Here is a 25,069-nt window from a genome sequence, read left to right as displayed (position 1 = left end):
AAGCATTCGAGATACATAGCAGAACGACCAGAGCAGGCATGGGCAGGGTGACCTACCGGCGCTATGCCCAATCGTCGCTCGTATTTGGCTCTTCAGCTGGCGCTGGAGTCGTGCGGGCATCACGCTGTGCTTGCTGAAAGTGGGCGCGAAGCACTGCAAAAGCTGAGCGTCGGCCGCAGCGTCTCATCCAAGAGAACAATAAATCGCGACCTCAGTACCCCTCGGCGGCGCTCCGTGTGCCGTACAGCCGCTATAGCCAATTTAAAGGCGTGTGTGCAAACGGAACGCGTGACGCAAAGTCGCGACTCGTCGTCGGGCACGCGGCATGCGAATGTGTGACATCGCGACCGTCGGTCGTTTCAGTGGGAGGTGCAGCATGAACAAGGACCAAGTCAAAGGGACCGCAGAGAAAGTCAAGGGTAAGGTCAACGAGGCGGTTGGCAGGGCCACAGATGACCCGGCGAAGGAGCTAAAAGGTGACCTCCAGCAGGAGGTCGGTCAGACCCGGAACGACGTTGGTAATGCCAAGGAAGCCGCAAAGGACGCAGGCAAGCATTGAGCCGGTGACACGGGGCGGCTTCAGGCCTGCCCCGTTTCGCATTTCGCTTCAGGAAGGTTGCCGACTGGATTCTCCGTTGTCAAGGAACCTGACCTGCGAGTAACGCTCGTTATCTGCCAATTGCTCTTCAACATTAAACGCAACCGTTTTGGCACAGCGGCATTGCAAGCGAACGCGGGCACCGTCGCTTGCTGACATCTCATCGCTCGTCAAGTCTCATTGACGTCGTCGCGTCACCGCGTCGGGAGCCTCACAATGCAGGTTATTCGAAATCTGCGCACCATTCACTTACTAGCGACGACTCGCCGCCCATGTGGGCACAGTGGCCGGCGACCCGAGGCAATGACTTTGGCAGGCTTTATCTCAAACAGGGATTCACGCGACCATGACGAGACGATTCAAAATTGAAGTCGTGAGCGGGGAAGTTGGGCTCATCGACCAGGCCACTGACGTGAGCTTCACCCTCGCATCGAGCGTCAGTGGGAACAGTGTACATGTCTACGTGCTTGAGACGCTGGGCGAGGGTCTCGCCTTCCAATGGGCATCCATACTCGACGGCCACGACAAACCTTATGTGGCGCAGGTGCTTGATGGAAATGCCCTCGTTTCCGAGCGATGCGGCGAAGGCCGAGTTGGCGGCAATATTAGTGAAGACGGTAATTTTTGTCGACTACAGAGGCGCGTCTTCCGACGGGCCCGCCTTCTCGCATATGCTGGCGACGAGCATCGGTTGAGCCACCATGCGCGGCAACACTCGAATGTCTCTAAGTCCCACTGTAGTCTGGGCCTCACCAGAGACGAGCACGACATTAGTTTCCTGCGTTGAGTAGTTGCGTTCTGTTAAGCATGGTGAACCGGACAGTTTCGCTGCTCTCTATCACCGCTCGCTCGACACAAGACGTGAGTTACAGCACCCAACACCGCAGCGCGCCCTGAAGAACCCGCTTGACGTGAACATGCGACAACGTCGTTCTGCTCGTCTTCGTTCTGGTCAGCAACCTCTCACCACTTTCGAAGGCTGAGTTCTCGCTCATCATGGAAAACAATCGTTGGACCTATCCGTACGATGCCCATGGCCATCGCGTGGCATTCGCCGAAATGCGGGAACACGTGTGGGAGCTGGTAGACGACGAGTTCCGGAGCCTGTCGGCGTCAGTGCGCGATGCAGGTGGGTACGAGAAGACTTCTGTACGCCTCGAAGAATTCCGATGGTCTGATTTCTTCCGTCGCCATCTCCCGCTGCCTGAGAGCGATGCTGAGTTCGATGCGCTCGTCAAGAAAGCGGTAGAGCCTTTGGACGGCGTTCGCCATTCGACTATGTGGTCGCGATACTGCTGGGGGCAACGCTAAGCCGCGTCATCGTTGGGGCTTCTCTCGTCGTACTGACGCCGGTCGCATCGCTGGTGATGGGTGGTGATACACCGCGGGCCATTTCCCCGCTGAAGCCGACCTCAGCGGTCAGCCTTCATCGGAATCGCAAGAAAGCCTCGCTCCGAGCGATGTCAGTCGTCGCAAAGATGCCGGCAAGTTCGCAAGTGCTCGCAACACATTCGAAGCTACTGTCTTCGAAAGTGAAGATGAAATGGCGCAGCGCAATCGCCGGCGCAATGTTTGGCCACCACTCGACAACCAGGCTCGGTGCCAGGACCTCATACGCGCCGTAGGGACGCAAGCCTATTGCGTACAGGACGTGCTGAACCAGTTCCTCGTCGCTGGGTGGACCGAGGCTTTGGAAGACGGCACCATCGAACCGGACCATACAGAAAGGCTCTTCTTTCTGAACGAAACGACCGTACCGACTCAGCGCAGACGGCGCAATACGGTAGACGAGGATGGCACGACCCTCGTCAGCAATGACAAACGGGTCCGTCGACGCAGACGCTGGCATCGGAACCGTACCGAGGAGCACAGGAGTGTCACCTGCCCCTCCTTCTATTAGCGTACCTGTCGTCCCCGAATGCATAGTACTTGCGCAGCAAAGACCGCCTACCTAACAATTTTAGCGAACCGGTGCGACAGATGCAGTTGCCTGGACCGTCGATGCTTCATCGTACAAAACGAAGGGCGGTACTACCTCGATGCAAACCTCCGGTCGGCGACCCGGCCGTAAGTCGCGTATCGAATCCACCGGTTGCCTTCCCGACCGCGGATTTCCAGAGCATCGACGTATTAAAAATTTTGCGCCGCATCTTGAAAATTGCCATTGGCGTCCTATCTTAAGCATCGCTCAGGCAGCTGTTCGTGAACAACCAGTTTGCGGGCACTGCGTGTTTCAACCTTGATTGTCCGCGGCGCGGGACAACCGGACTGAAGCGCGTATGCCGGTTCGCTTCCTTGCCGCGTGAGGAGAAAGCGACCATGAGTGACGTCTACTTTGGGACCGACATCTTTGGTGAACTGGACCGGCTGCAACGCCAGATGTCCAGCCTGTTCGGCGGCTTCCCGTCAAGCCTTCGTTCGCGAGTTCGGCGCCTTTCCTCATATCAACATCGGAACGACCGACGACACGATTGAAATCGTCGCGTTTGCACCGGGCGTCGAACCCGCGAAGCTCGATATTTCCGTCGATAAAGGACTGCTCACGATTGCCGGCGAAAGGACGACGGAGCATGCACAGTTGCCCGAAGACACGCGCCAGTATGCGCAGGAGCGCTTCAGTGGCACATTCCGGCGGCTCATCGAATTGCCGCAGCAGGCCGACCCCGACAAGGTGCAGGCGCGCTACGTCGATGGATGCCTTCTGATTTCAGTGGGCAAACGCGAAGCGTCCAGGCCCCGCGCCATTGCAGTCCAGTAAAGAGGTGACACCATGAGCGAAAACACGCAAATCGCCCAACGCGAGGACGGCGCGGTGACGCGCGCCGAAGCTGAGAACGCACGCCGTCGCGTCGCGCTGACACCCGCCGTCGATATCTTTGAAGACAGTCATGCGGTCACGCTGCTGGCTGACCTGCCTGGCGTGTCCAAGGACAAGTTGGACATCAAGGTCCACGATGGTAGTCTCACTATCGAAGCGGAATCCGTGGTGCCGGTGCCGCCGAACCTCGCACTGTCGCATGTTGAGGTACGTGCGCCCTACTGGTCGCGCCGCTTCACCGTCAGCGAAGACTTCGACACCGCGAAGATTGACGCGTGCCTGAAGGATGGCGTGCTTAGGCTGACCATTCCGCGTCGCGACGAAGCCAAGCCACGCCGCATCGAGGTCCGTGTTGGTTGATACGGAGCGGCCGCGGCAGACGGTCGCAACCGCTTGTCCCGGCCGCAGAAACGAGCACGAACAACGCAGGCGAGACCTCCTGGCGGGCGACGCGCAGACTATTCGCCTCGCTTGCCAGTATTGCGTTGCCGCATACCCGTTTCGAATACGCCGGTCAGAATTGCCGAACTAGAATGTGATGTGAACCGGCTCTCCATAGAGGACGGCATGCCCAGAATGTCACAATCAGGTGCGGCGAGCGACGCCCGGCACGCGCAGGTATTTGCCACCGCGAAACTGGACACGCGTCCGCGCCGTGCACCTGACTATGCGGCTGAAAATGAGGCATTGCATACGTTGGCCAAAGCTCTGGGTGCGCCGGATGCGGTCATGCTCCAGACGCTCGTCGATACGGCTTTGGCGCTATGCGACGCCGGCAGTGCTGGCATCAGCCTGCGGGATAACGATGCTACACAGGGTTCAGCGCTTCGTTGGGTCGCCGTATCCGGCCGGTGCGCCGTATATGTGGACCACATCATTCCATCCGATGATAGCCCTGGCGGTGTGGCACTCAAACTCGACTCGCCGCAACTATTCGCTTTCCCAAAGCGCCAGTTCACTTGCCTCGCGGATATCGAGCCTGAGATTACTGAAGAACTCGTGGTGCCGGTTCCGGGAGTACCCGAGCCGTGGGGTGCACTGTGGGTGATGTCGCATGAGAAAGAACGTCACTTTGACAACGAACATCGCCGAATCCTGACAAGCCTGGCGAACTTTACCTGCGCAGCACTGAGCATCCGTCAGGCGAAAGCCGACGCCGAAGCGCGCGCCGCAGAAGCCGAGGCGGCACGACGTGCGCTCGCGGCAGCCGAAGCCAACAAGGACAATTTCATCGCGATGCTGGGTCATGAACTGCGTGGTCCGCTCGCTCCCGTCGACAGTGCACTCGCGGCTGCGCAAAAGCTGGCGGCCGACAGTCCTGCAGTGCTGTCCGCGCTGGCCGTTGCCAACCGTCAGGTGGAACAACTGAAGCGCATCGTGAGCGACCTGCTGGACGCCTCACGCATCCGGACCGGCAAGCTTGCTGTTCACCACAGCTACGGCCTGCTCGGCGACATTATCAAGGATGCAATGGGCACTGTCCGGGAAGAGGCCGAGAGACGCCAGCACCGGATAGATGTGGAACAACCACCGTACCCGGTAACGGTGTTCGCCGATGCGGGCCGCCTGACGCAGGTCTTCTCGAACCTCTTGTGGAATGCAGTCAAGTACACGCCAGCGGGTGGCGAAATCGTCATGCGTGTCGACGCCCCCGACCCCGGCGCGATTCCCGAGCATGACTCAACGCCGAGGGAGGTCATCATCACCATCCGCGACAGTGGTATGGGCATCGCGCCGGACTTGCTGCCACATGTCTTTGACCTGTTCACGCAGGCGCCTGGCGTTCGCATGCGCGCAGAAGGCGGCCTTGGCGTGGGACTGTCTGTGGTCCGGTATCTGGTCAATGCGCACCAGGGCGAGATTTCCATCTCCAGCGACGGCGAAGGCAGAGGTACGCGAGTCATCGTGCGCCTGCCTGTTGTCTGTCGGAGTCAGATTGCGCACGCCGCCTCCACCACCCACGGGATTCCGCCCGCCCGTATCCTGCTTGTCGACGATATCCCCGATGCGACGGAAGCGCTGGCGATATTGCTGACCCTGGACGGTCACGAGGTGAAGCGTGCACAGAGTGGACCGGAAGCCCTGTCACTGGTTGAGTCCTTCACGCCGGACGTGGCACTGATTGATGTCAACATGCCCGGCATGGACGGTCACGAGCTTGCCCGTCTGCTGAAGCAGCGCACGCAGTGCGCCTCGACCCGCCTGGTCGCGCTCACCGGATATGCCGCCACGACATCCGTAGGCGTTGCGGATGCGTTTGACTGCTATCTCGTCAAGCCGCCATCGCTCGAGGACCTGGGTGAAGTACTGCGCCGGTAATCCGGGCACCCATGGCTCAGCTGATGCAGCCAGGGCGGCATCTCTGGTGCATGCCTTTTCGCGTCTAGCTGACTTCAGACGCGCTTGCCGGCCACGGCTGCCAGGTTTCGGGCAAAGGGAGGAGCGCCACGATATTCATGTCTTCGTCAAGCTCCTGCCAAAACAGTTGCTGGTGGTCCAGCGAGATTGCGAAGTTGGCCCTTTCTCCGCCGGTGGACGTGTCCGGCGCTGGTTGCCGCTGCACTTACAAGACGTTACGCGAGAAACCGCATCGTTTCTCCTGTCGTCTCCAGGTAGGCCATAATTGGTTCCAACCACCGGTCGCCCGATTAGCTGAGGCTCGATAACACGACTTCCAGGGAGGACGCGCTCATGGAGGCAAAAGACTATGACGGAAGTTTTTCTTCGACGCATCGTGCTCATTGTGACGTCGTGACGCTGAGCGCGGAGGGACTCGCTACGCTCTTGCGTCTGCGCAATGCGCCGGCCAGGACGAACGCGGTAACGCCGGACCTCATCGCCCTACACGAAGCCGGGCTTGTCCATATCGTCGCGACAGAAGACGGGGACGTCGCGCTTGTGCTGAGCGTAGACGGGAGGGTGCTGCTGCGGTCGCTTGGCGCCGAGCCGGCTGAACGTCCCCTTGAATCACAGTTGTGAACCGAACTGCAAGGCGTACATCTCCGACGGACGCGTATTTTTCTACACTCTGAGAGATATCAAACGCGGCGGAGAACTGACGATTGATTACAGGCTCGTCATCGAGGGACCACGAACAGACGAAGTTCGAGACCTGTATCGTTGCTACTGCGGCTCGCCGAACTGCCGCGGCAACATGCTCGCTAACGAACGGTTTCACGCCGCCTGAAGTCCATGTGCCGGAACGCCCTACTGCGACAACGATAATCGTTGCATGGAGCGAGGCGAATCGCTGCCACTATGGCGAACAGTCGGAACGCTGACGAAGGACGCCGCCTACGCCCGTGCCGGGGACCGCCGCGTGTTCGTGTGAAGAGCCGGCGATTGTGTACTTGTGCCGCGGGAAACACCACCGCCCTCAATCATGACCCCGACCATGAGCGCCCCAACGACAGGCCGCATATCAGGGCGGCCGTACTGAAACTGCTTCCACCGACCTCGAGCTGACCATCGCCCATGCTATCGATGACCTGAAATCGCGCCCGCCTCGGGTCTTTACAGCGGCAAGCAGGTTGGCCAATCGGCAAATCGGGCACTGACTTTTCTGCGATACAAGCGGCGAAATCGCCGAACCCGTTCCTCATCGCGCAAGGATTGAGCGGCGAGCACACTGGCATGCACGTTGCGTGAATACCGGTAACGGGCGCCGTGCACGTGGGGTGCGCCCTCTCACAGGACCGAGAGGATGAGATGACCAATACCAAAGAGCAATCCTTACGTCTCGTAGTGGAAAAATGGCTTGGTTTCAACCCTTCCAAGACCGCAAGAATCACCGCGTTTGGCCGTACCGTCTCGGGCGGAAGCCGCTATGTGTGCGTTGCGACTGCGCACGACAGTGAGCAACTCGCACTCTTCTTCTTTCGCCACGGCGACGGCTGCTGGAGGGTTTTTCCACCCTCTCCGACGTTCCCGGAGATGACTCCCGAGCGTTTGGCCGCCTAGCATCAATGCGATGCGCCGCCTCCGAGCGGTATCCTCTCTCTCGAGAGAGCGAATCGAGCCTCTGCTCGCGCGCCGCATCTAAAGAATGAAAATGCGACATATCTGCCCCATGCCGTCGGTGAACTGAAACACATTCAGTCGGCCAGCTCTGACGTCAAGCAGAAGCTGCTCGACATCCACAATGGCGTGCGCAAGGGACGGGTTGTATTCGACCTCGGACATGAGGTCCCGCCTTCTCTCGAGAAGTCGTTGAATCGCGCTGGCCCGGGAAACAAAGATTTGCTCCATCGATAACCACCTCAACCAGAGCGACTACCGGCTAACGCCGCTGGCCCACGAGACCAATCGGCGGGTTGTGGCGCGAACCACCGCGCGAAAATTCGCTCGCGCAAAGCGCGACTTTCAGCAAACCGGCAAACCTGGATGCATCAATGCAGACCGCTACAGCGCTCGTAGCTCGCCGGATAGTGGATTAGTGGATGCCAGACGCAGAAGAGGACATCTACCCCTCTTCCTCCTCCGGCGCCCCGGCAAGCAGGCATGAGATGACCCTCCTTACGGCGCTTCGCCGTCGCGTGAGCGCAGTCTGCCATTCATGAACCAGCCCATCTCTACGAGATGGTCCAGGCACATGTCATAGACCGCTCGCACAAACGTCGCGCGGAAGTCGAGTCGGGGATTTTCAGAAGCCGCGGCTGACTCGACGCCGAGCACCACCGGCAAATTCACCTTGACGCGTTCAGCAAGCGTCTGCGACCAGCTTGAGATTGATACCCGCTCAAACCATTTAACGTCGCCCCCATTTGCGGCCAGCCAGATTCGCTCCAGTTCGACGACGTTCTCGATAGTGAGCCAGTCGCCACTAACGAACCTTTCCAGAAGTTGAGACTCAACCAGAAAGGCAAGCAAGTCGGCTCTCGCCCGAAGGTCCAATTGCAGAGGTTGGTTCATCTTATCTGCATTCCTTATAAATAAAGAAAAGTCCACCGCAATAACGAGAACAAAAACCTGTCTTCAGGCGACCACTCAAGTGATTCCTTAAGGCGCGCTTGCGGACTTCGTCTATAACGATTCGACCGCGTCATTCGACTCGCGATGCCTAATCGGCTGCGGGATTTTCCTGTTTTTTCTCCGCTCAATTTCATCGAGCTCGTGCATGAGCTCCAGCAACGTATTGAGTTGATATTCAGTCAGACGGGGCGTTTGAATGCCGGTCTTCAGCGGATTGGGCCAATAGTCAACAAGCATAATCTCCGGAGCCCACTGGACAACGGTCGCACGCATAACCTGGCCGATATGCATGAGGTCACGCTCGACAACTGGATTCATCTTTGCCCTCGGAATCTCTTGATACTTGTTCTTGCGGGACGCGTGGCGCCGCTTGCTTAAAACGTACACAATTGACAGACTCAATGCAATCGTGCGGCCGTGAAATCTAACGGTATGTTCGCGATTAAAACCAGGATTTAGTAATTTGTGCCCACTCGAATTAAAACGCATCAAAAATGGAATCGATATCACGGTAATAAAGTCGCAAGCTGCAGGCATTGGACCTCTTGCCATCAGCGTGCCGCCTGGGCGCCGCTATGCATAGATTGAGCTGAACCAGTCACAACAACCCCATCTTCGCGGGTTGTCTGGACCGGGTTGCGATGACCGTGGGGCACCCAGCCATGTGCGTTGCCCGCGGACAAAGTCGTCCGTCGCGGCTGGTCGCGCCGTGAGTTACCGCAATCGCGAATGCGACTCTCAACATTTAGAGGATTGAAAATGGCAACTGGCACAGTCAAGTGGTTCAACGAGGCAAAGGGCTTCGGCTTCATCACCCCAATGACGGTGGAGAAGACCCGTTCGCCCACTTCTCGAAAATCAAGATGGAGGGCTCCAGGTCACTGCAGGAGAACCAGAACGTCAGCTTCGACGAGAAGATGGGCCCGAAGGGCAAGCAGGCTGCAAATATCAAACCCGTATAGGTCTGGATACTCGCCCCGTTTCGATGAATGGCCCGCCTGGTGCGGGCCATTTGTTTTTACGCTCAGCACGGTGCTTCCAGAGGCCCGCCCGATGTCAGCATGGCTCCAGCCCGCTACAATCGAAGGACCTATCCATTGACCTCAGAACGTGACCGCACGCCCAAGCGTACAAGACGACTTTCTGCAAGCGCTCGTAAGGGACAAGGCCAGCGTAAACGTGTTCCTCGTGAACGGCATCAGACTGAGCGGTCAACTGGCCGGCTTTGACCCTTTTGTAGTCTTGCTGGAGTCTGGTGCAGGCGTGCAACTCGTATTCAAACATGCCATTTCGACCGTGATGCCGGTCGGCGGCATGGGCCCGGCACGCGCCCCGACCAACGCGCCTATGAGTCGCGACAAGCCGGACCACTTGCGAAGTCGCGTTCGATGAGAACTACCGTTGACCTTGTGCCTCGCGCATAGCCACGCGACGTCCACGTCGAGAAGTTCAGGAAGCCGCTCGCGTTCATCTCCGGAAGTGGGAGCGTAATAAAAAAACGTTTACTGACGAAGAAGCTGTCCGAGCGCTCACTTAAAGGCCTATCCCTGTTTGCCGTCGCCCGCTGTTGTCGCCAGCGGCTCCGGAAAGTCCCATTGGCAGGTACAGCTTGTCCGGAAACGGAGCGACGCACGGTTCAGCGACTTCATCACACGTCGCGATGACGACCACGGGACAACAGCAATAAGGGGCGCAAGCGAATCCAGTGGGCGGGGACGCAAGAAAAAAACACTTCTTCATGAGTGTCCAAGATAGGCCGATTCAATTGGCACCCCGACCGCTACCGTCCTGTAATGGAACATCCGTCGCTTGCAGCTCCTGCTTCTGTCGACGTCTGCAGAGCACCCTTACTCAGCCCAGCGCGGAGGACGTTATACGGGCCAATCGCGGCTGATACCAATGCACCTGCGGAGCGGGTGTCGACAACGCAGCCGACCCGGGAGCGTCTATACGACGCGCTTCATCAGTTGGGTCACACCATTGCCGAACATGCTGGGCGTTGGGCATACATCCTCAGGAGGCGAACATGGCTGATTTTCAGGGACAAGTTGCTACAGCCCAGCAAGCAAATCTTGACTTCTTCTTTGGCCTGGCCGGCAGCATGCTGGAGGGCGAGGAAAAGCTCGTGAGACTTAATCTGGATACGGCGAAAACAACGCTTGCCGATTGGTATCAACGCGTGCAGGACGGGCTGGCGAAAAAGGACAGCCAGGAAGTTACCGGTCTGCAAGACACGCTGGCGCTGCACTCGGCGGAGAAGGTCCTGACGTACGAACGTCAGGTTGCCGAGATTGCGTCGTCCACGCAGACGCAGCTGGCAGAGGTCGCCAATGCCCGGTACCAGAAGGTCAGCCGCCAGGCTCAGTCGTTCGTCGAGAATCTCGCGCAAAACGCCCCGGTCGGCTCGGAAGCCGCAATCGCATTTCTGAAACAAGCTATCACGCTGGCCAACACCACTCAGGAAAGCGTGCAAAAGGCAACGAAGCAGGCAGTCGAAGTCGCGCACAGTAACCTGGAAACCGCAACGAAAGCCGCATCGGAGGTGACCGAAGCGGCTGAGGAGGAAGTCGAGAAAGCGGCAAAAGCAGCGAAGTCGACGAAACAATAGTTTGAAGGAACGCTGCACCCGCGTGGTCGTACAGCGCGGCGGGCTAACGCGTTTGGCCACGCGGCGATATGGCCGCCACCGGACAAGTCCAACCGACCAGTGCACAGCGGACGGCGTCGGAGCGAGTCTTCCGCTGGCAATATTCGGCTTCCATTCGCGGGGCCTCAATATCGCGACTTCGAGGTCGACTGAGCTCTGCGGAAGTCGTCGGAAAAGCGGTTCTCGGGACGGTGTTCATCGCCTTCGGCGTGCTCGTGCTCATGGGGCACGCCGGGCGCTCTAGCGTCAGCTCGTCAACACTTGTCGCCATGCGACTCCAGAGCAAACGCTACAGCCTCCTTGAACAACTGTTCGAGCGAATCAAATGCTGGACTCGTTTCCGAGAAGGCCACCCAGTGGCGCAATGAGGCCCGTCCGTATGGCTGGAATCGTCTGCAGCCAGATGTGTGCAATAGCGCGGCCACCGAAAGTTCGGGGAGCTTGAGGGCAATCAGATTATCCCCGGCGCAGGCCATTATCTGCCCATGCACAACGAACGCCGTGCACCTCGACATTTTGAGCTCACTGATAGCGTCGTATTTGCCGGCCTCGGCCCTCAGCGCTAACAGCAGCCTGACGTCCTCTCTTCTTGACGTTTTCATGGTGCGCCCGCCCGTCTATTCCGCTGATGGCCCCCGCACAGAAGAGCACTCCGTGCTTTCGCCGCAGGGTTCATCTAAACGTGCAATGGCGCAGCGTTATTCCAATCAACTGCTGTGAGCAGTTGAGGCCCATATGATGCAAAGCCTTCGTCGCCTTTGTCTTTCGTCAAGGGATGGAATTCCATAACCCTACGTTGGACACTCAGGCGGGAGCACAGCGCTGCGTTGCTTGTCGCGCTGAGGGCAGTGGCGTGCCCTCCCCGTGGCGACGTGCACAGAAGACTTTCACGGACTGTGTTGCCGCATCGCGCAGGCACGACATTTCTTCTGATATAAAGTCGCGCTCGTCTCGCGTCTGACGAAATGACTGAGCATTTGCCACTGCGTTTCAGAGGGTGAACTGGAAGCAGCGCTGCGGAAATGCTCTCAGTCGACTCAAGGAGTTGTCTCGACCTGGTTTCGAATCCGGAAAAATCGCTCTACCGGGAGCACCGCCACCACCCCGTCCCTGACTGCGCCGACGTGCGCGATTTCCATAATCGTCGTGACCAGCGCATCCACGTTTTCCGCCAGGGTGAATACTTCGATTTTGATGTGTTCGGTCGTCCAGTCATCGGCGAACACGTTAGGGTGCGCACCAAACCCCCGTACTCGGGTCACGGTCATTCCGTGCACATGAATCGCTCCGAGCCGTCTTTCCAGCACCTCCAGGACGTCAGGCCTCACGATGGCGACAACGCATTTCAGGTCCATGTTCGCCTCCTCCAATCGATTGATGGGACACCGAGGACCGCTAACCCTTCTGCCCCCATCTTGCATCGACGGCAGCCTGAATCTTGCCAGCGTCCTGAACACGGGCCTGCGTCATTTGCCAGGCGATTTCCGCTGTGCCAAGGCATACCTCGCACGTGACTGCCATCTGGTCCTCGAAGCATTGAAGATTGGAACGGTGTATGCCCCGGTTTTCGCAACCGCACCAGCAATAGAGCTTGTTGAGTACAGCGGGAATCCGCGTCGCAACCGAGTAGGCGTGCCTGACGTCCTTGTCCGTAAACTGGCCGGGATTAAGAACGTGAGAGGCATCCGAGCGGCCGTTCGGGATGATGCGTAGTCCATCTGGACGCTGCATGCCAACATGCCAGGCAGTTGCCTGAGCACTTTGAGCGGACGAGGCTGCCTTCTGCGGAGCGACTTCGGTCTGGTGACGCTGCATGACCAACGGCCCGGACACGAGGGCTCCAACGGCAGCAAGAATCAGCGCCACGATGGCCAGCAGATACCAGCTGGCCGCCGACTTACGTTCACGTCGCCGGGTTACCTTCCGTCGCGATGTTTCGCTCTTCATCTCACGTCTCCCGACCCGCCATCCCGGCCGTTCTGCCAGAGATGCATCGCCTGCCCGCACGACCGCATCCCGTGCATCATGCTGGAATGTGCCGCCGTCATGCCCGCCGCACCAAGCACCGTAACGAGCCCGATGACAGCAAAGATTGCGACAAGGATGTTCAGTATTCGATTGCCGTTAAACATGACTTGCTCCTGCAAAAGCCCTGGGGCAGCCCGGCGAACCGCAATAATGGACCGCCCCTGCTGTTGATGTGTTTACGAGCTAGAGCCGGATTGTGGCTTTCTCTCCTCGATTGCCTGGCTCGGACCCGGCTCGCTGTTCGCATGCGAATGCATGCTTCTCATCATCAGCAGTCGACAGCGGACAAGCCAGTGCGGAGACCGCAACAAGGAGCGTTGCCAGCGACCCTCGCGATTGAGGTAACGCCCAGTAGGCAACGCCGAGCGCCAGCGCAAGAGCAAGAGCAAGCGCAATAGCGGCCATCGTCTTCGTGTCGCACTTCATCATTCGTTCCCTTTGAAAGTCAGACTGAAATGTTGATGCCCGAGCGCAGCACGGTTACTTCGACGGCGCTGTTCCCGCCTGCTCGGCGTACTTGAGCATGATGTCGCCCATTGCACGCATCATTTCTCCATGCATGCGCATCGCAGTCTTCGGATCCAAGCCTGCCGTCCCGCCCATCATCGGGCAGCTTCCCATCATTCCGTTCATTCCCATCATGCCGCCCATCATCGAACCGTGTTCATACTCGCGGCCCTGCTGGGATGTATTCGACGAGCTGGCGGAGCCTGCCGCCAGAGCGACGGTACCTGTCGCTGCCAAAAGCACGGAAACAATGGCCGTTCGAATCAATTTCGCGTTCATACGTGTATCTCCAGATTCGGATATATCCACATAGAAGGTTGGTCGTGCACGGCCTCACGCTTTTGCATGCGCGTCGGACGTGCGTAACTCACGGTGTGAAACCGTACAAATCCAGTTGTTGAACGAACTACAGCGAGCGGGGAGGAGGCGCTGGCAGTTCAGGAATGAACTGCTCCGCGAAGGGACGGGCGACAGCCCGATAGACCGGTGAGGAAGGCACAACCATAACCTTGTGGGTCATGGGTATGGCGGGCATACCACAGAGGACGCCGCCGATGCTGCCATTACAGGACGCGTTGGTATTGACCGCGTGGTGGTTGGACACCTGCCCACACGCCGTCACTTCGGATACGTGCGCAGCATGCATATTCGGCTGTGCGCTCGACATCGATTCCATCTGGGGGCAAAGCGTCATCTGCGCCGGATAGCCGAGCAGCGGCAACCACGCAATCAGAAAGCACGCGACGATTTTGACCCAGAGCCTCATGAATTCAGTATATGCCTTGACACAAGAGGCTGTCACGGCGCACAGCTACATTGGCATTTCGTATCAACGCTACTTCCCCCATTGCCTCAGGTGAGCCGCGAACGCGTCGGCACCGATGAATCCGACGAGCTGCGCATCAGGTTGCTGCCGGCCAGTTCTGTCGTAGAAAATGAGTGCTGGCGGCCCGAATAACCCGAAGCGACGGAGTATCGCGGTGTCCTCTGGTGTGTTCTTTGTCACGTCGATGCGCAACAGCTTCCAGCGGGTGAATTCACTGACGACCTGAGGGTCCGTGAACGTAAATCGCTCGAGCTCCTTGCAACTGATGCACCAGTCAGCGTAGAAATCGACCATGACCGGCTGACCGTTCGCAGCATTGAGCGCCTGGTCCAGTTCGGCGTTCGACCGTATTGCTTCGAACCGTGTGCTCGAGTTCCCTTCCGCTTTCGCGCGCGCTGTGGAAGAAGTCCTCATCACTCCGCCGAGCGGCTCCAGGATGTCGAAGTTGCCTGACACGACTCCGATGAACTCCGCGACGCCCGCGACCAGGAGCAGCACACCGACCGCTTTCCCCAAGCGGAAAATGCCAGGTACTTCGGCCGGCAATGGGTCGATGGCCCGGAGCATCATGCCGCAGCTAACGAGTAGCGCAGAGACGAGCACCATCAGCAGCCAGTCCGGCAACAGCGAATAGACAAACCAAAGGGCGGCGGCGAGCAGCAGGAAGCCCAATGCATTCTGTACCGCTACCATCCATCGGCCAGCTCTCGGCAGTACCTGAGCACCAAACGTCCCGACCGCCAGCAGCGGAATCCCCAGCCCTAACGCCAACACATACAGAGCAAGGGCGCCGCCGAGCACATCGTGACTGTTCGCGATATAAAGCAGCGCGCCCGCAAGCACAGGCGTCGAGCATGGTCCGACAATCAGGGCAGACAACATCCCCATCACGAACACTGCCCCAACACGGCCGCCGGGCAGCCGGTTAGTCCATGCCGAGGCCCTCGTTTGCAAACTGGCCGGCAGCTGAAAACGGAACACGCCGAACATGGCTAGCGCCATAAACACCATCAGCACACCAAACGCTGTGAGCACCCATGGCCGCTGCGTAACGGCGACCAACGGAATTCCAGCCAACGCGGCAAGCGTTCCCGCAACAGCGTAGGTGAGCGAGAGGCCCTGCACGTAGGCAAATGAAAGACCAAAGCCTCGATAAAGTGTTGGCCTCTCCCGGCCACCCACTATGACAGCCGTCACGATGGGAACCAGTGGATACATGCAAACCGTTCCGGCCATCAGCAGGCCCGCGAGCAGGAATCCAAGCAATTCGGGTACTGAAATCCCATTTGCCGGTCGCAGGTTGATGCCGAATACCGTGAGCGAAGGATTCACGCCGGTGTCGGGGAATCCGGCAGCGCTGGCCGTGGTGGTGTTCCCGGCCGCGACGGAAGTGACGACTCCGTTGGCCGCGATTCGATAGGTTCGCGTCTGCGGTGGGTAGCAGACGCCGAGGTCCGCGCATCCCTGCGAAGTGACAGATAGTACGATGCTGGTCGAGACTGGACGAGGCAACGCAAGCTGGATTTGCACCGGTCGGTGATAGACCGTGACCATGCCGAATGTCGGGTCGTTCTTCACTTCCCCAGGCGGCATCCGGTCCGGCTTGATGGGTGCGCCGTCCACGGCGAAGTCGAACCGGTCCCGGTACAGGTAGTAGCCCGCGTGCGTCCTGAAATCGAGGGTGACCTGCTGAGGCGCACTGAGCGTAACCGTCAACGGGAATGCCACGTCAGGTGGCAGCAGGTCGGTCTCGCTTACGGCATGGGCAGCCAGAGACGTCAGCGCGACGAACAGGATAAGTGCGACGTGCAACACCCGCCTGAACGCGTCGTTCACACGGCAACTCGATTGCCCGACGTTGATTGATACGTCCCGCATCTCTCGCTCCCTCCAAGCAAACCGGTCCGCAGGCCAACGGGTAACGTTCAGCCTGCGGTTACCGTGTCAGCAGCGCATCACGACTGCTTTTCCATCTTCACGATAGTCGGCGTACCGTTGACGTTTTCAACGCGCACCTTGACCTTGTCGCCTTCGTGAACCTGCCTGGCCATCGCTGAATCCTTCGCCTTGAACACCATGGTCATCGGCGGCATGCCGACGTTCTCCAGTGCGCCGTGTTTCAGCGTGACCATGCCCGTGGCGGTATCGACGTTCTTGACCTCGGCATCAGTCAGGGCTGCGCTGGCTGATGCCTTCATTGCCGAAGGTTTCCCGGACATGCTCATGCCGGCCATGTCGTCACCTGCGAACGCGGGTGCAGCCACAATGGCTGCGATAGCTGAAAACGCAACAATCATCTTCTTCATTGAATCTCTCCAGTTTCGGTTGATGGCACTTTCGTGCCGGCAGGTACTGCATGAGAAAACCGCGTGTCCTCGCTTCGCGCAACGCGACGGCGCTGCAACAGGAACCAGGCTGCGGGAATGACGAACATCGAGAGGACGGGCGCGGTCACCATCCCGCCAACCATGGGCGCGGCGATGCGCTGCATCACTTCGGAACCCGCTCCATGGCCGACCATGATGGGAATAAGGCCGGCTAGCACGACGGCAACTGTCATCGCTTTGGGCCGCACGCGCAGCACGGCGCCTTCGCGAATCGCGTCGAGCAGCGTCGCCTCGTCAAGAGGCTCACCGAGTTCGAGTCGCCGGTTGAGAGCGCCCTTCAGGTAAAGCAGCATGACGACGCCGAACTCAGCCGCTACACCGGCGAGCGCGATGAATCCCACGGATGTCGCGACCGATACCGCATGACCCAGTATCCAGACGAACCAGAATCCGCCGACCAGCGCGAACGGCACCGTCGACATAAGCAAGAGCGCATCGGCAGCCGAGTTGAACGTCAGGAACAGCAGCACAAAGATGACGACGAGCGTCACAGGAATCACGGTACGCAGCTTCGCCGATGCGCGCTCCAGGTACTCGAATTGACCCGACCACGCAATCGAATAGCTGGGCGGCAATGCCACCTTCTGCACAACTGCCTGCTGCATGGCTCTTACCGCCGATTGCAGGTCCACGTTCCGGATATCGATGTAGACGAAGCCCGAAAGCCGCGCATTTTCGCTGCGAATCATCGGCGGACCATCGGCAATCTGGATATTCGCGACATCGCCAAGCTGTATCTGGGCGCCACGCTCCGTGACGACCGGCAACTGACGCAGCTTCTCGAGCGAGTCGCGGACCTCGCGCGGATAGCGGATGTTGATGGGGAACCGCTCCCGGCCCGCGATGACCTCGCCCACATTTTCACCACCGACGGCCGACGAGACGACAGACTGGATGTCGCTGACGGAAAGGCCATAGCGAGCGGCCGCCTGCCGGTTGATGTCGACGTCGATGTAACGGCCGCCGTTCAGTCGTTCTGCCAGTGCAGAAGTCACACCGGGCACATCCTTTACCGCCGCTTCAACCTGCGTCGCAATCCGGTCAATCTCCGAAAGGTTGGCACCGGAAATCTTCACACCGACCGGCGTCTTGATACCCGTCGACAACATGTCCAGGCGGTTGCGGATAGGCGGGACCCATAGGTTCGACAGCCCTGGCACTTTCACGGTCTGGTCGAGTTCGTCCATCAGCTTCTCCGGCGTCATGCCGGGTCGCCACTGGCTTCTTGGTTTGAACTGAATCGTGGTCTCGAACATCTCGAGGCCCGGCGCCGGGTCCGTGGCAGTCTCAGCGCGGCCTGACTTGCCGAACACCGTCGCCACTTCGGGTACCGTCTTGATGAGCCGGTCGGTCTGCTGCAACAGCTCGGCCGCTTTCTCGGTCGAAATGCTGGGGAGCGCCGTCGGCATGTAAAGCAGGTCGCCCTCGTCGAGCGGCGGCAGGAACTCTCCGCCCAATCGCGTCAGCGGAATCGCGGTGAGTACGAGCGCGACAACGGCGAGTCCGATGGTGAACCAGGGGCGCCGCAACGTAGCTTCGAGCAACGGCCGGTACAGGCGCACCAGCACGCGATCGATGGGATTGGACGTTTCATGCGGGATGCGTCCGCGAATCAGGTATCCCATCAGCACGGGCACCAGAGTCACCGACAGACCGGCAGCCGCAGCAATCGTGTACGTCTTCGTGAACGCCAGCGGCGAGAAGAGCCTGCCTTCCTGCCCCTCCAGCGAAAACACCGGAATGAACGACAGCGTGATGACGAGCAGCGAGAAGAAGAGTGCCGGTCCCACCTCCGCCGCTGATGTCGCAATCAGCTCCCATCGCTGCGCGGCCGTTATCGGCTCATCGGGATGCTCGTGCTCGAACGCCTCCAGATGCTTGTGGGCGTTTTCAATCATCACAATGGCCGCATCAATCATCGCGCCGATAGCTATCGCAATCCCGCCTAGCGACATGATGTTCGCATTGACGCCCTGATAGCGCATCACGATGAACGCAGCCAGCACCCCTAGCGGTAACGACAGGACGGCCACAAACGCACTGCGCAGATGGAACAGGAACACGGCACAGACAATCCCGACGACGATGAACTCCTCGATGAGCTTGTCCTTCAGGTTGTCCACCGCATTTTCGATGAGCTGTGAGCGGTCGTAGGTCGTCACGACTTCGACGCCCGCCGGCAACGAACGCTTCAGGTCAGCGAGTCTGGATTTCACCGCCTCGATGGTCGTCAGCGCATTCTTGCCGGAACGCATCACGACGACACCGCCGGCCACTTCACCTTCACCATTGAGTTCGGCAATGCCACGACGCGGCTCGGGCCCAATCTGGATGCGGGCGACGTCGCCGAGCAACACCGGCGTGCCCGCATCATTGGTCCGGAGGACGACATTGCGGAAATCATCCAGCGAGTGCAGATAGCCTGACGAGCGGACGACATACTCGGACTCGGCCAGTTCGACGACTGCGCCGCCGGACTCCTGATTGGCCTTACCGAGTGCGTCGGCCACCATCGCCTGCGTGATGCCGTACGCGCGCAGCTTGTCTGGGTCGAGCACGACCTGATACTGACGCACCATCCCGCCGACGCTCGCTACTTCCGACACGTCCGGGACAGCCTTGAGCTCGAACTTGAGGAACCAGTCGTTCAGTGCGCGCAACTGTCCGAGGTCGTGCTTTCCTGTCTTAGCGACCAGCGCGTATTCATACACCCAGCCCACGCCCGTCGCGTCAGGGCCGAGCGAAACTGTCGCTCCCTGGGGAAGGCGGCTCTGCACCTGGTTCAGGTATTCGAGCACGCGTGAGCGCGCCCAGTACGGGTCGGTCTTGTCATCGAACAGCACGTAGACAAAGGCGTCGCCGAACGACGAATACGCACGGATGGTTTTCGCACCGGGCACCCCCAATAGCGTTGTCGTGAGCGGATAGGTGACCTGGTCCTCGATGACCTGCGGGGCCTTGCCCGGATACGACGCTTTGATGATGACCTGCGTATCGGAGAGGTCCGGCAGTGCATCCAGTGGCGTATGCGACACCGAATACACGCCCCATGCGGTGACAAGCACGGTCGCAAGCAGCACGAGAAAGCGGTTATGGATGGACCAGCGGATGAGGCGCGCAATCATTTCGCGCCTCCTGACGGTTCAACTTTCGTGAGCTGGTATCCGTCATCCGACTGTTTGAAGACGAAATGGACGGTCTGGCCAGGCTTCACGTCCGGGAATGCATCGGATGCGGGCTTGCTGAACGCCATCGTCATGGCGGGCCAGCCCAGCGCGGGAACGGGCTGATGCGAGAAAGTGATGTCCTTACCCGTGACGTGTTCGACCTTGCCGGCTGTCTCGTAGGTTTGAGCAGCCGCCGCTGTGGGCGCGGACGCGGTTGCCTGAGGACTCGTACCTGCGCCTGTACTGCCTTCCAGTCGTGGCAGCACCGATTTCAGACTGGCCTCCGAATCGATGAGGAACTGGCCGGACGCGACGACCGTCTCGCCATCGTTCAGGCCGCTGAGCACCTCGGTCTCGTTGCCAACGTCGTTGCCGACGTTCACCGAGACCGGTTGCAGACGGCCATCCTGGTTCTTCACGATGACCACGGAGCGCTTGCCCGTCGTGATGACCGCCTCCGAAGGCACCAGCAGCCGCGAGACCGTCTTCTGTCCGCCGACACGCACACGCATCAACATGCCCGGCGTCAGTTTCAGCGCAGCGTTGTCGATTTCGAGCCGCGCCTGAAGCGTACGGCTGGTGGTGCTGATGCCCGGCAGGACTTCACGTATCTGTCCGTTAAAGTGCTGGGTCGGGTCGCCAGAGAACGTGGCATCGACGGTCATGCCGGGTTTCACACTCAGCGCGAGCGCTTCGGGAATCTCGACGATGAGCCAGAGCTTCGAGAGACCCGCGACCTTGGCGAGCGTCTGGCCAGGCGTAACCTGCGCGCCGTCCCGCACGTTGAGTTCGCTCACGACACCTGTTTCGGGCGACGAGAGAACGACGTGTGTCTGAACCTCCCCGGTCCGGTCAAGACTGGCGATGAGCCCGTCCGGAATCGAGAGTGCACGCATCCGCGCGCGTGATGCCTCGAGCAGGCCCATGTCCATCCCGCCGCGCTTGAGCGACAGGTATTCTTCCTGCGGCGCGAGCCAGTCGGGCACAAACAGGGACGCTATCGGCGCTCCCTTGCTTATCCGCTGCATCGGGGCGCTGGCGTACAGATGGTCGATATAGCCTGTCACGCGCGACTGAACGACGTCAGCCCGTGACTCATCGAACTGCGTGGTGCCAACCGCGTCGAAGCCGTCCGAGGTGTCCTGCCGGCGCGCGGTCGCATAGCGGATGCCGAGGTTTTGCTGCAAACCGGGGTCAATCCTGACGCCCGCCGCCCCGCCGCCTTCGTCCGCGTAGACGGGCTCCAGCTGCATATCCATAAAGGGCGACTTGCCGGGCTTGTCAAAGTGCTGCGCAGGCACCATCGGGTCGTGCCAGTAGAGCACCTTCCGGCCTGTCTTCGGGTCGACCTTGTCGCCCGTTGAAGTTGTAGCAGCACCATTCACGGATACGCCCATCCCGTTTGTTGCGGCGTGACGTGTGCCCGCAAAGTAGCCTGCGCCAAGCAGGGCCGCGCCGGCAAATACCAGTAAAACCGCGCGGACCAGTGATTTATTCATCATCGCTCTCTCCTTCACTGCGCTGCGGCCATCGTCGCCGGCACGACCTGGTATTCAAGCTGCGCCCAGGTCTGGGAGACATCGCGTTTGAGGTCAAGCACCTGAAGCTGCGCATCGAGTTGCGCGCGACGTGCTGCGAACGTATCGGCAAGCGAGCCCGTTCCTGAGCGGTATGCGGCGTTCGCAAGCTGCACACGCTGGTCGGCAGAAGGCAGGAGAGACTGGCTGAGATTCGCGATGCGCTCACGGCCGCTGGCGAGCGTGGCGGACTGGGTCTGGATGTCCGCTTCAACCTGACGCTGTGTGTCCTCGTACAGCAGACGCGCCTTGGTGGCGAGTTCGGCCTTCTCGGCCGCATCCCGGTTCTGAAGGTTCTTGCGGTTGATGGGAAGCGGGATGCTCACACCAATCGACACCATGTTCGAATAGGCACCGCCGCGTTGCTGGTACGCAACCTCCCACGTCCAGTTGGGACTGCGCTCGCTGTTCGCGACTGCGGTGTCTGCATCGGCCACGGCTATGTCATCGGCTGCTGCGACCAACGTGGGCTGGACCTGCTTCAACTCCTCGGGGGGCAGCGACGACACGAACGATTCCGGCGAGGGCGGCTCACCCGTGACGTCGGAAACGGGTGTCGCCGTCCATCGCGAAAGCGTGATAAGAGCCGTCTTGTAAGTCTGCTCGGCCTTGAGCATCTGGTCCTGCGTCCGCGCGAGCATGGTATGGGCTTGCACGACGTCTGCGGCCGTTGCCTTTGCGCCCCGGTACGAGGCTTTCGTCGCGGCGAGTTCGTGGTTCATGTGGTCCAGCAGGTCATGCTGCAGCGACACGGCTTTCTTTGCGTAGATGGCGTTCAGCCATGCCCCCGCCGTCTGCTGTCGGACGTTGGCGAGTTGCAGCAGATAGCCATCGTGTTCACGGCCGACCATCTGGTTCGCAAGTGTCGAGCGCAGACGTCGCTTTTCACCGGAGACCCACTCCTGTTCGATGCCGATGCGGCGCATCGTCATGAAGTCCTGGCCAATGGTGTATTTTTGCGGCCCGGTGACGGGCAGGTTGTCGATACCAGCCTTGAGCGTCGGGTCCGGTAACTGGCCGACCTTGACAGCAGCTTCCGAACTGGCGCGTTCCGATGCCTGCGCTGCCTGCATCGCAGCAGAGCGGTCCGTCGCGGACTGCAAGGCGGCCTCAAGCGTGAAGGATGCGTTCTGGGCGTGCGCGGCGGCGCTCGCGAGAATCAGCGCGACGACGACCAACCGCGCGCGCAGTGGTGCACGCCAGCGCAGTGGCGTATCGATAGTTTTTGGTTGCATGTTCTAATCCCAACGGCGGAGACCCAAAGGGAATCCACGTCCTGGACGCAGGACGACCTCACCGCAGACGCGGTGAACCAGTCAGCAAGGGATCAGATTGCTCGAGGAGGTCGCCACAGCCCGCCCGGTTCCCGGACGGTGAGCGACTGTGCATAGTGGAAGACAACGCGACTTCCCACGGACGTGGGGTGGCTGACGGTCGCGGTTACGGCGGGATAGTACAGACTGCCGAACTGGCACTGGGCCGTTATCTTGCAGAAACCGCCTTTTGCCTTGTCGGTCGAGGCCGATTTCGTTGAGTCGCAGCCCGGCATGGCGGCGGGCATGCCGTCTTCCATTGCCATTGTTTGTTCCATCGGACATTCCCCGGCCGTGCCGCTGGCTGCCAGCCCGCTGATGGGCAGCACTGCGCAAAGCAACAAGATGAAGAGGGTCCGAATGAGTTTCATGGTCGCAAGTGTCGCCCGCCCATTTTATTCACATTCCGGGAAATTTGTATCTGGAATGCACGTGAGCCAACACCGGCGCAGCTGGTCGTACACGCTAGGCTGTACCCGGCAGCGGACTCGAGACAAGAATCGCAGCGGCGACCAGCACACCCGCCAGCACGACGGACTCAACGTGCAGCACTGCAGCAAAGCGCTTCAGTGGTCGCGGAGGTGATTCCGATAACGGTTCCTTCAGGGACGCAAGCAGCGGCGGCATTGCAAAGAAACGATTGTGTGCGCCAAGTGCGGCGGCTATAAGCACGAGCGCAAGCTTGAGCAGCAATATCTGACCATATGCGGATGCCCACAAGTTCTCAGGCGTCGCAACGCCGCGCCAGCCGTTATATGCTCCAGTGGCGAATAGCACAAACAGCGCGAATGTCGCGGCGCCCGACAGTGACTGGATAAACATTGCAGTGTTCGCGCGGTCGGTGGCAGGTGCGCTGAACACGCGCGGAACGACGATGTATGTCGTCACAAGTACAATTCCTACCCATACGCTGATGGCAAGGAAATGCATCCAGTCTGCCCAGACCGGAATGCTGAACACACCGGCGTCGACAGGGTGACCTGCATGACTGCGTGACAACGCGACACCGGCGAACGCGAGCCAGATAACCGGCTTGAATCGAATCGGTTTGCCAGACTGCACGAGTGATAGCACCACCACGCCAAGCATGAAGGCTGCGCCCACCAACGAGGCGTGACCAAAGCCGGTTTCCACCAGCATCGAGCGGACGGCAGGCCCAGCCTCACTGAGTGTGGATTCGCTCATCAGCGCGCAATGAATCCAGAACGCGAACGCGCCGCTTGCGAGAGTCGTCAGGGAAGCGATGCGCACCGTGAGCAGCAGACGCATGCTGACTCCGGCCTGCCATCGCGAATGGCTGCGCGCAAGCCACGTGTCGCATAGGAGCGCTCCCACAAGGACGGCAAAGCCGATGTTCTGCAATGCCACCATTGCCAGCCGCAGGCCGCCGAGGAAACCGTCGTTCATCACTTCACCATGAAGGTGTAGGTGCCCTTGGTCTTATGGGCGTCATGCGTCATGACTGCCCATTGCACGGTGTATGAGCCCGAGGCAAGCTTCGGAACCGCAACCGTGAGCACGCGGGGATTCGACGAATCCACCTTCGCCTTTTCCTTGGTTGCAGGCGCGCCCGATGCGTCGACGACCTTGATTGTGCTGAACGACGACTCCAGGTCCTCGTTGAAAGTCAGCCGGAGAGCGTCAGGCGCAACCTCCGCCGTGCTTCCGGCGGCCGGCACCGCGTTTTCAAGCTTTCCGTGGGCGAATGCCAGCACCGGAACCAGTCCGACGGAGGCAGCGGCAACGATACTGACTAGTTGATTCCGCATCAAAGTTCTCATGTTGTTCTCCCTGAGAGACGCAGGGCGACTGGATTGATGAAATACGAAGCGCCCCATCTGTCGTTACTGTTTCTGCAGTTTCGTCACCGTCAGGGCGCCGTTGATTTCTTCAGCAACGAAGTCAATCTTGTCGCCGACCTTCACCTGGGACAGCATGGCTGGGTCCTTGACCTTGAACACCATCGTCATGGCTTCCATATCCAGGTTCTTGAGAGGTCCGTGCTTGATGGTCAGCTTCCCGGCAGCCGAATCCACTTTCTTCACCTCGCCATGTGACATGCTGTCCTTCGCATCTGCGCCCTGTTGCTCGCCGCTTGCCATGTTGCCCGTATCGCCGGCCGCATACGCGGTCGCTGAAATGACTACCGCACAACCCATCAAAATCGAAACAATCGCTTTCTTCATCACGCTCTCTCCCACAGTTGAAGTTACAAATACCGGTCGGAGTC

The 25,069-nt window shown here is 59.7% G+C and carries 27 protein-coding genes and 3 pseudogenes; 11 read left to right on the top strand and 19 right to left on the bottom strand.

Annotated features, from left to right (window positions below):
• Window positions 1–376 precede the first annotated feature (376 nt).
• Both GCT13_RS19275 and GCT13_RS19270 read left to right on the top strand, forming a co-directional pair.
• Window positions 377–559, top strand: a complete 183-nt coding sequence (locus tag GCT13_RS19275) for a CsbD family protein (RefSeq protein WP_152760548.1) — start codon at window positions 377–379, stop codon at window positions 557–559.
• A gap of 984 nt (window positions 560–1,543) precedes the next feature.
• Window positions 1,544–1,849: pseudogene (locus GCT13_RS19270) on the top strand (ParB-like protein); the annotation flags it as partial.
• A gap of 175 nt (window positions 1,850–2,024) precedes the next feature.
• On the opposite strand, the gene GCT13_RS19265 reads toward GCT13_RS19270, so the two are convergent.
• Window positions 2,025–2,468, bottom strand: a complete 444-nt coding sequence (locus GCT13_RS19265) for a hypothetical protein (protein ID WP_152760544.1) — start codon at window positions 2,466–2,468, stop codon at window positions 2,025–2,027.
• A gap of 449 nt (window positions 2,469–2,917) precedes the next feature.
• On the opposite strand from GCT13_RS19265, the pseudogene GCT13_RS19260 reads away from it, so the two are divergent.
• From GCT13_RS19260 to GCT13_RS19235, 6 genes and pseudogenes are all read left to right on the top strand, one after another.
• A pseudogene (locus GCT13_RS19260) lies at window positions 2,918–3,356 on the top strand (Hsp20/alpha crystallin family protein).
• Between the two features lie 12 nt (window positions 3,357–3,368).
• Window positions 3,369–3,776: an Hsp20/alpha crystallin family protein gene (locus GCT13_RS19255; protein WP_152760542.1), complete on the top strand. Its 408-nt coding sequence runs from the start codon at window positions 3,369–3,371 to the stop codon at window positions 3,774–3,776.
• Between the two features lie 180 nt (window positions 3,777–3,956).
• Entirely contained in the window at window positions 3,957–5,735 is a 1,779-nt protein-coding gene (locus tag GCT13_RS19250) for a hybrid sensor histidine kinase/response regulator (RefSeq protein ID WP_321574465.1), read from the top strand.
• A gap of 372 nt (window positions 5,736–6,107) precedes the next feature.
• Complete coding sequence (locus GCT13_RS19245) at window positions 6,108–6,395, top strand: hypothetical protein (RefSeq protein WP_152760540.1); 288 nt, start codon at window positions 6,108–6,110, stop codon at window positions 6,393–6,395.
• Window positions 6,352–6,603, top strand: coding sequence for an SET domain-containing protein-lysine N-methyltransferase (locus tag GCT13_RS51235; protein WP_152760538.1), 252 nt, complete (start codon window positions 6,352–6,354; stop codon window positions 6,601–6,603). Before GCT13_RS19245 ends, GCT13_RS51235 begins: the two co-directional genes overlap by 44 nt.
• 521 nt (window positions 6,604–7,124) lie before the next feature.
• Window positions 7,125–7,376, top strand: coding sequence for a hypothetical protein (locus GCT13_RS19235; protein ID WP_152760536.1), 252 nt, complete (start codon window positions 7,125–7,127; stop codon window positions 7,374–7,376).
• 78 nt (window positions 7,377–7,454) lie between these two features.
• Here the strand turns inward: GCT13_RS19235 and GCT13_RS48435 are convergent, their stop codons facing one another.
• From GCT13_RS48435 to GCT13_RS19225, 3 genes are all read right to left on the bottom strand, one after another.
• Window positions 7,455–7,598 (bottom strand): hypothetical protein, encoded by a 144-nt coding sequence (locus GCT13_RS48435; RefSeq protein ID WP_193727698.1) that lies wholly within the window; start codon window positions 7,596–7,598, stop codon window positions 7,455–7,457.
• A gap of 333 nt (window positions 7,599–7,931) precedes the next feature.
• Window positions 7,932–8,327 (bottom strand): hypothetical protein, encoded by a 396-nt coding sequence (locus GCT13_RS19230; RefSeq protein ID WP_152760535.1) that lies wholly within the window; start codon window positions 8,325–8,327, stop codon window positions 7,932–7,934.
• A 111-nt stretch (window positions 8,328–8,438) separates the two neighbouring features.
• Window positions 8,439–8,939 carry a hypothetical protein gene (locus GCT13_RS19225; protein WP_152760533.1) on the bottom strand — a complete coding sequence of 167 codons (501 nt, stop codon included), beginning with the start codon at window positions 8,937–8,939 and terminating at the stop codon, window positions 8,439–8,441.
• 177 nt (window positions 8,940–9,116) lie between these two features.
• On the opposite strand from GCT13_RS19225, the pseudogene GCT13_RS19220 reads away from it, so the two are divergent.
• The 3 genes and pseudogenes from GCT13_RS19220 to phaP all read left to right on the top strand — a co-directional run bounded on the left by GCT13_RS19220 (window position 9,117) and on the right by phaP (window position 10,995).
• A pseudogene (locus tag GCT13_RS19220) lies at window positions 9,117–9,349 on the top strand (cold-shock protein).
• 148 nt (window positions 9,350–9,497) lie between these two features.
• Complete coding sequence (gene hfq, locus GCT13_RS19215) at window positions 9,498–9,779, top strand: RNA chaperone Hfq (protein ID WP_321574463.1); 282 nt, start codon at window positions 9,498–9,500, stop codon at window positions 9,777–9,779.
• A 634-nt stretch (window positions 9,780–10,413) separates the two neighbouring features.
• Window positions 10,414–10,995, top strand: coding sequence for a TIGR01841 family phasin (gene phaP / locus GCT13_RS19210; protein ID WP_152760531.1), 582 nt, complete (start codon window positions 10,414–10,416; stop codon window positions 10,993–10,995).
• Between the two features lie 293 nt (window positions 10,996–11,288).
• Here phaP and GCT13_RS19205 read toward each other — a convergent pair whose 3' ends face one another.
• From GCT13_RS19205 to GCT13_RS19135, 15 genes are all read right to left on the bottom strand, one after another.
• The gene (locus GCT13_RS19205; RefSeq protein ID WP_152760529.1) at window positions 11,289–11,636 is read right to left on the bottom strand and encodes a hypothetical protein; all 348 of its coding nucleotides are present in this window, start codon (window positions 11,634–11,636) and stop codon (window positions 11,289–11,291) included.
• Between the two features lie 435 nt (window positions 11,637–12,071).
• Window positions 12,072–12,389 (bottom strand): P-II family nitrogen regulator, encoded by a 318-nt coding sequence (locus tag GCT13_RS19200; protein WP_152760527.1) that lies wholly within the window; start codon window positions 12,387–12,389, stop codon window positions 12,072–12,074.
• Between the two features lie 40 nt (window positions 12,390–12,429).
• The gene (locus GCT13_RS48430) at window positions 12,430–12,981 is read right to left on the bottom strand and encodes a PCYCGC motif-containing (lipo)protein (protein ID WP_193727697.1); all 552 of its coding nucleotides are present in this window, start codon (window positions 12,979–12,981) and stop codon (window positions 12,430–12,432) included.
• Window positions 12,978–13,166, bottom strand: coding sequence for a hypothetical protein (locus GCT13_RS19190; RefSeq protein WP_152760525.1), 189 nt, complete (start codon window positions 13,164–13,166; stop codon window positions 12,978–12,980). Before GCT13_RS19190 ends, GCT13_RS48430 begins: the two co-directional genes overlap by 4 nt.
• A gap of 376 nt (window positions 13,167–13,542) precedes the next feature.
• A complete protein-coding gene (locus GCT13_RS19185; RefSeq protein ID WP_152760523.1) occupies window positions 13,543–13,848 on the bottom strand; it encodes a hypothetical protein in 306 nt (101 codons plus the stop codon).
• Window positions 13,849–13,975: 127 nt separating this feature from the next.
• Window positions 13,976–14,335: a hypothetical protein gene (locus GCT13_RS19180; protein ID WP_152760521.1), complete on the bottom strand. Its 360-nt coding sequence runs from the start codon at window positions 14,333–14,335 to the stop codon at window positions 13,976–13,978.
• Window positions 14,336–14,404: 69 nt separating this feature from the next.
• Window positions 14,405–16,231: a protein-disulfide reductase DsbD gene (dsbD, locus tag GCT13_RS19175; protein ID WP_321574462.1), complete on the bottom strand. Its 1,827-nt coding sequence runs from the start codon at window positions 16,229–16,231 to the stop codon at window positions 14,405–14,407.
• 119 nt (window positions 16,232–16,350) lie between these two features.
• Window positions 16,351–16,701 carry a copper-binding protein gene (locus tag GCT13_RS19170; RefSeq protein ID WP_152760517.1) on the bottom strand — a complete coding sequence of 117 codons (351 nt, stop codon included), beginning with the start codon at window positions 16,699–16,701 and terminating at the stop codon, window positions 16,351–16,353.
• Entirely contained in the window at window positions 16,698–19,907 is a 3,210-nt protein-coding gene (locus tag GCT13_RS19165) for an efflux RND transporter permease subunit (protein WP_152760516.1), read from the bottom strand. The genes GCT13_RS19170 and GCT13_RS19165 overlap by 4 nt, the downstream gene beginning before the upstream one ends.
• Complete coding sequence (locus GCT13_RS19160) at window positions 19,904–21,451, bottom strand: efflux RND transporter periplasmic adaptor subunit (RefSeq protein ID WP_152760514.1); 1,548 nt, start codon at window positions 21,449–21,451, stop codon at window positions 19,904–19,906. Before GCT13_RS19160 ends, GCT13_RS19165 begins: the two co-directional genes overlap by 4 nt.
• Window positions 21,452–21,462: 11 nt before the next feature.
• Window positions 21,463–22,761, bottom strand: coding sequence for a TolC family protein (locus tag GCT13_RS19155; protein WP_152760512.1), 1,299 nt, complete (start codon window positions 22,759–22,761; stop codon window positions 21,463–21,465).
• 92 nt (window positions 22,762–22,853) lie between these two features.
• Window positions 22,854–23,210: a hypothetical protein gene (locus GCT13_RS19150; RefSeq protein ID WP_152760510.1), complete on the bottom strand. Its 357-nt coding sequence runs from the start codon at window positions 23,208–23,210 to the stop codon at window positions 22,854–22,856.
• A 94-nt stretch (window positions 23,211–23,304) separates the two neighbouring features.
• A complete protein-coding gene (locus GCT13_RS19145) occupies window positions 23,305–24,246 on the bottom strand; it encodes a copper resistance D family protein (protein WP_152760508.1) in 942 nt (313 codons plus the stop codon).
• On the bottom strand, window positions 24,246–24,620 hold the full coding sequence (gene copC / locus GCT13_RS19140) for a copper homeostasis periplasmic binding protein CopC (RefSeq protein WP_152760506.1): 375 nt from the start codon (window positions 24,618–24,620) through the stop codon (window positions 24,246–24,248). Before copC ends, GCT13_RS19145 begins: the two co-directional genes overlap by 1 nt.
• 63 nt (window positions 24,621–24,683) lie before the next feature.
• Window positions 24,684–25,025: a copper-binding protein gene (locus GCT13_RS19135; protein ID WP_152760504.1), complete on the bottom strand. Its 342-nt coding sequence runs from the start codon at window positions 25,023–25,025 to the stop codon at window positions 24,684–24,686.
• Between the last annotated feature and the right edge of the window lie 44 nt (window positions 25,026–25,069).

The organism is Paraburkholderia franconis (assembly GCF_009362735.1).
Taxonomy (GTDB): Bacteria; Pseudomonadota; Gammaproteobacteria; order Burkholderiales; family Burkholderiaceae; genus Paraburkholderia; species Paraburkholderia franconis.
The sequence above is the reverse complement of the archived record's forward strand: the minus strand, read 5'-3'. Positions and strand labels throughout refer to the sequence as shown.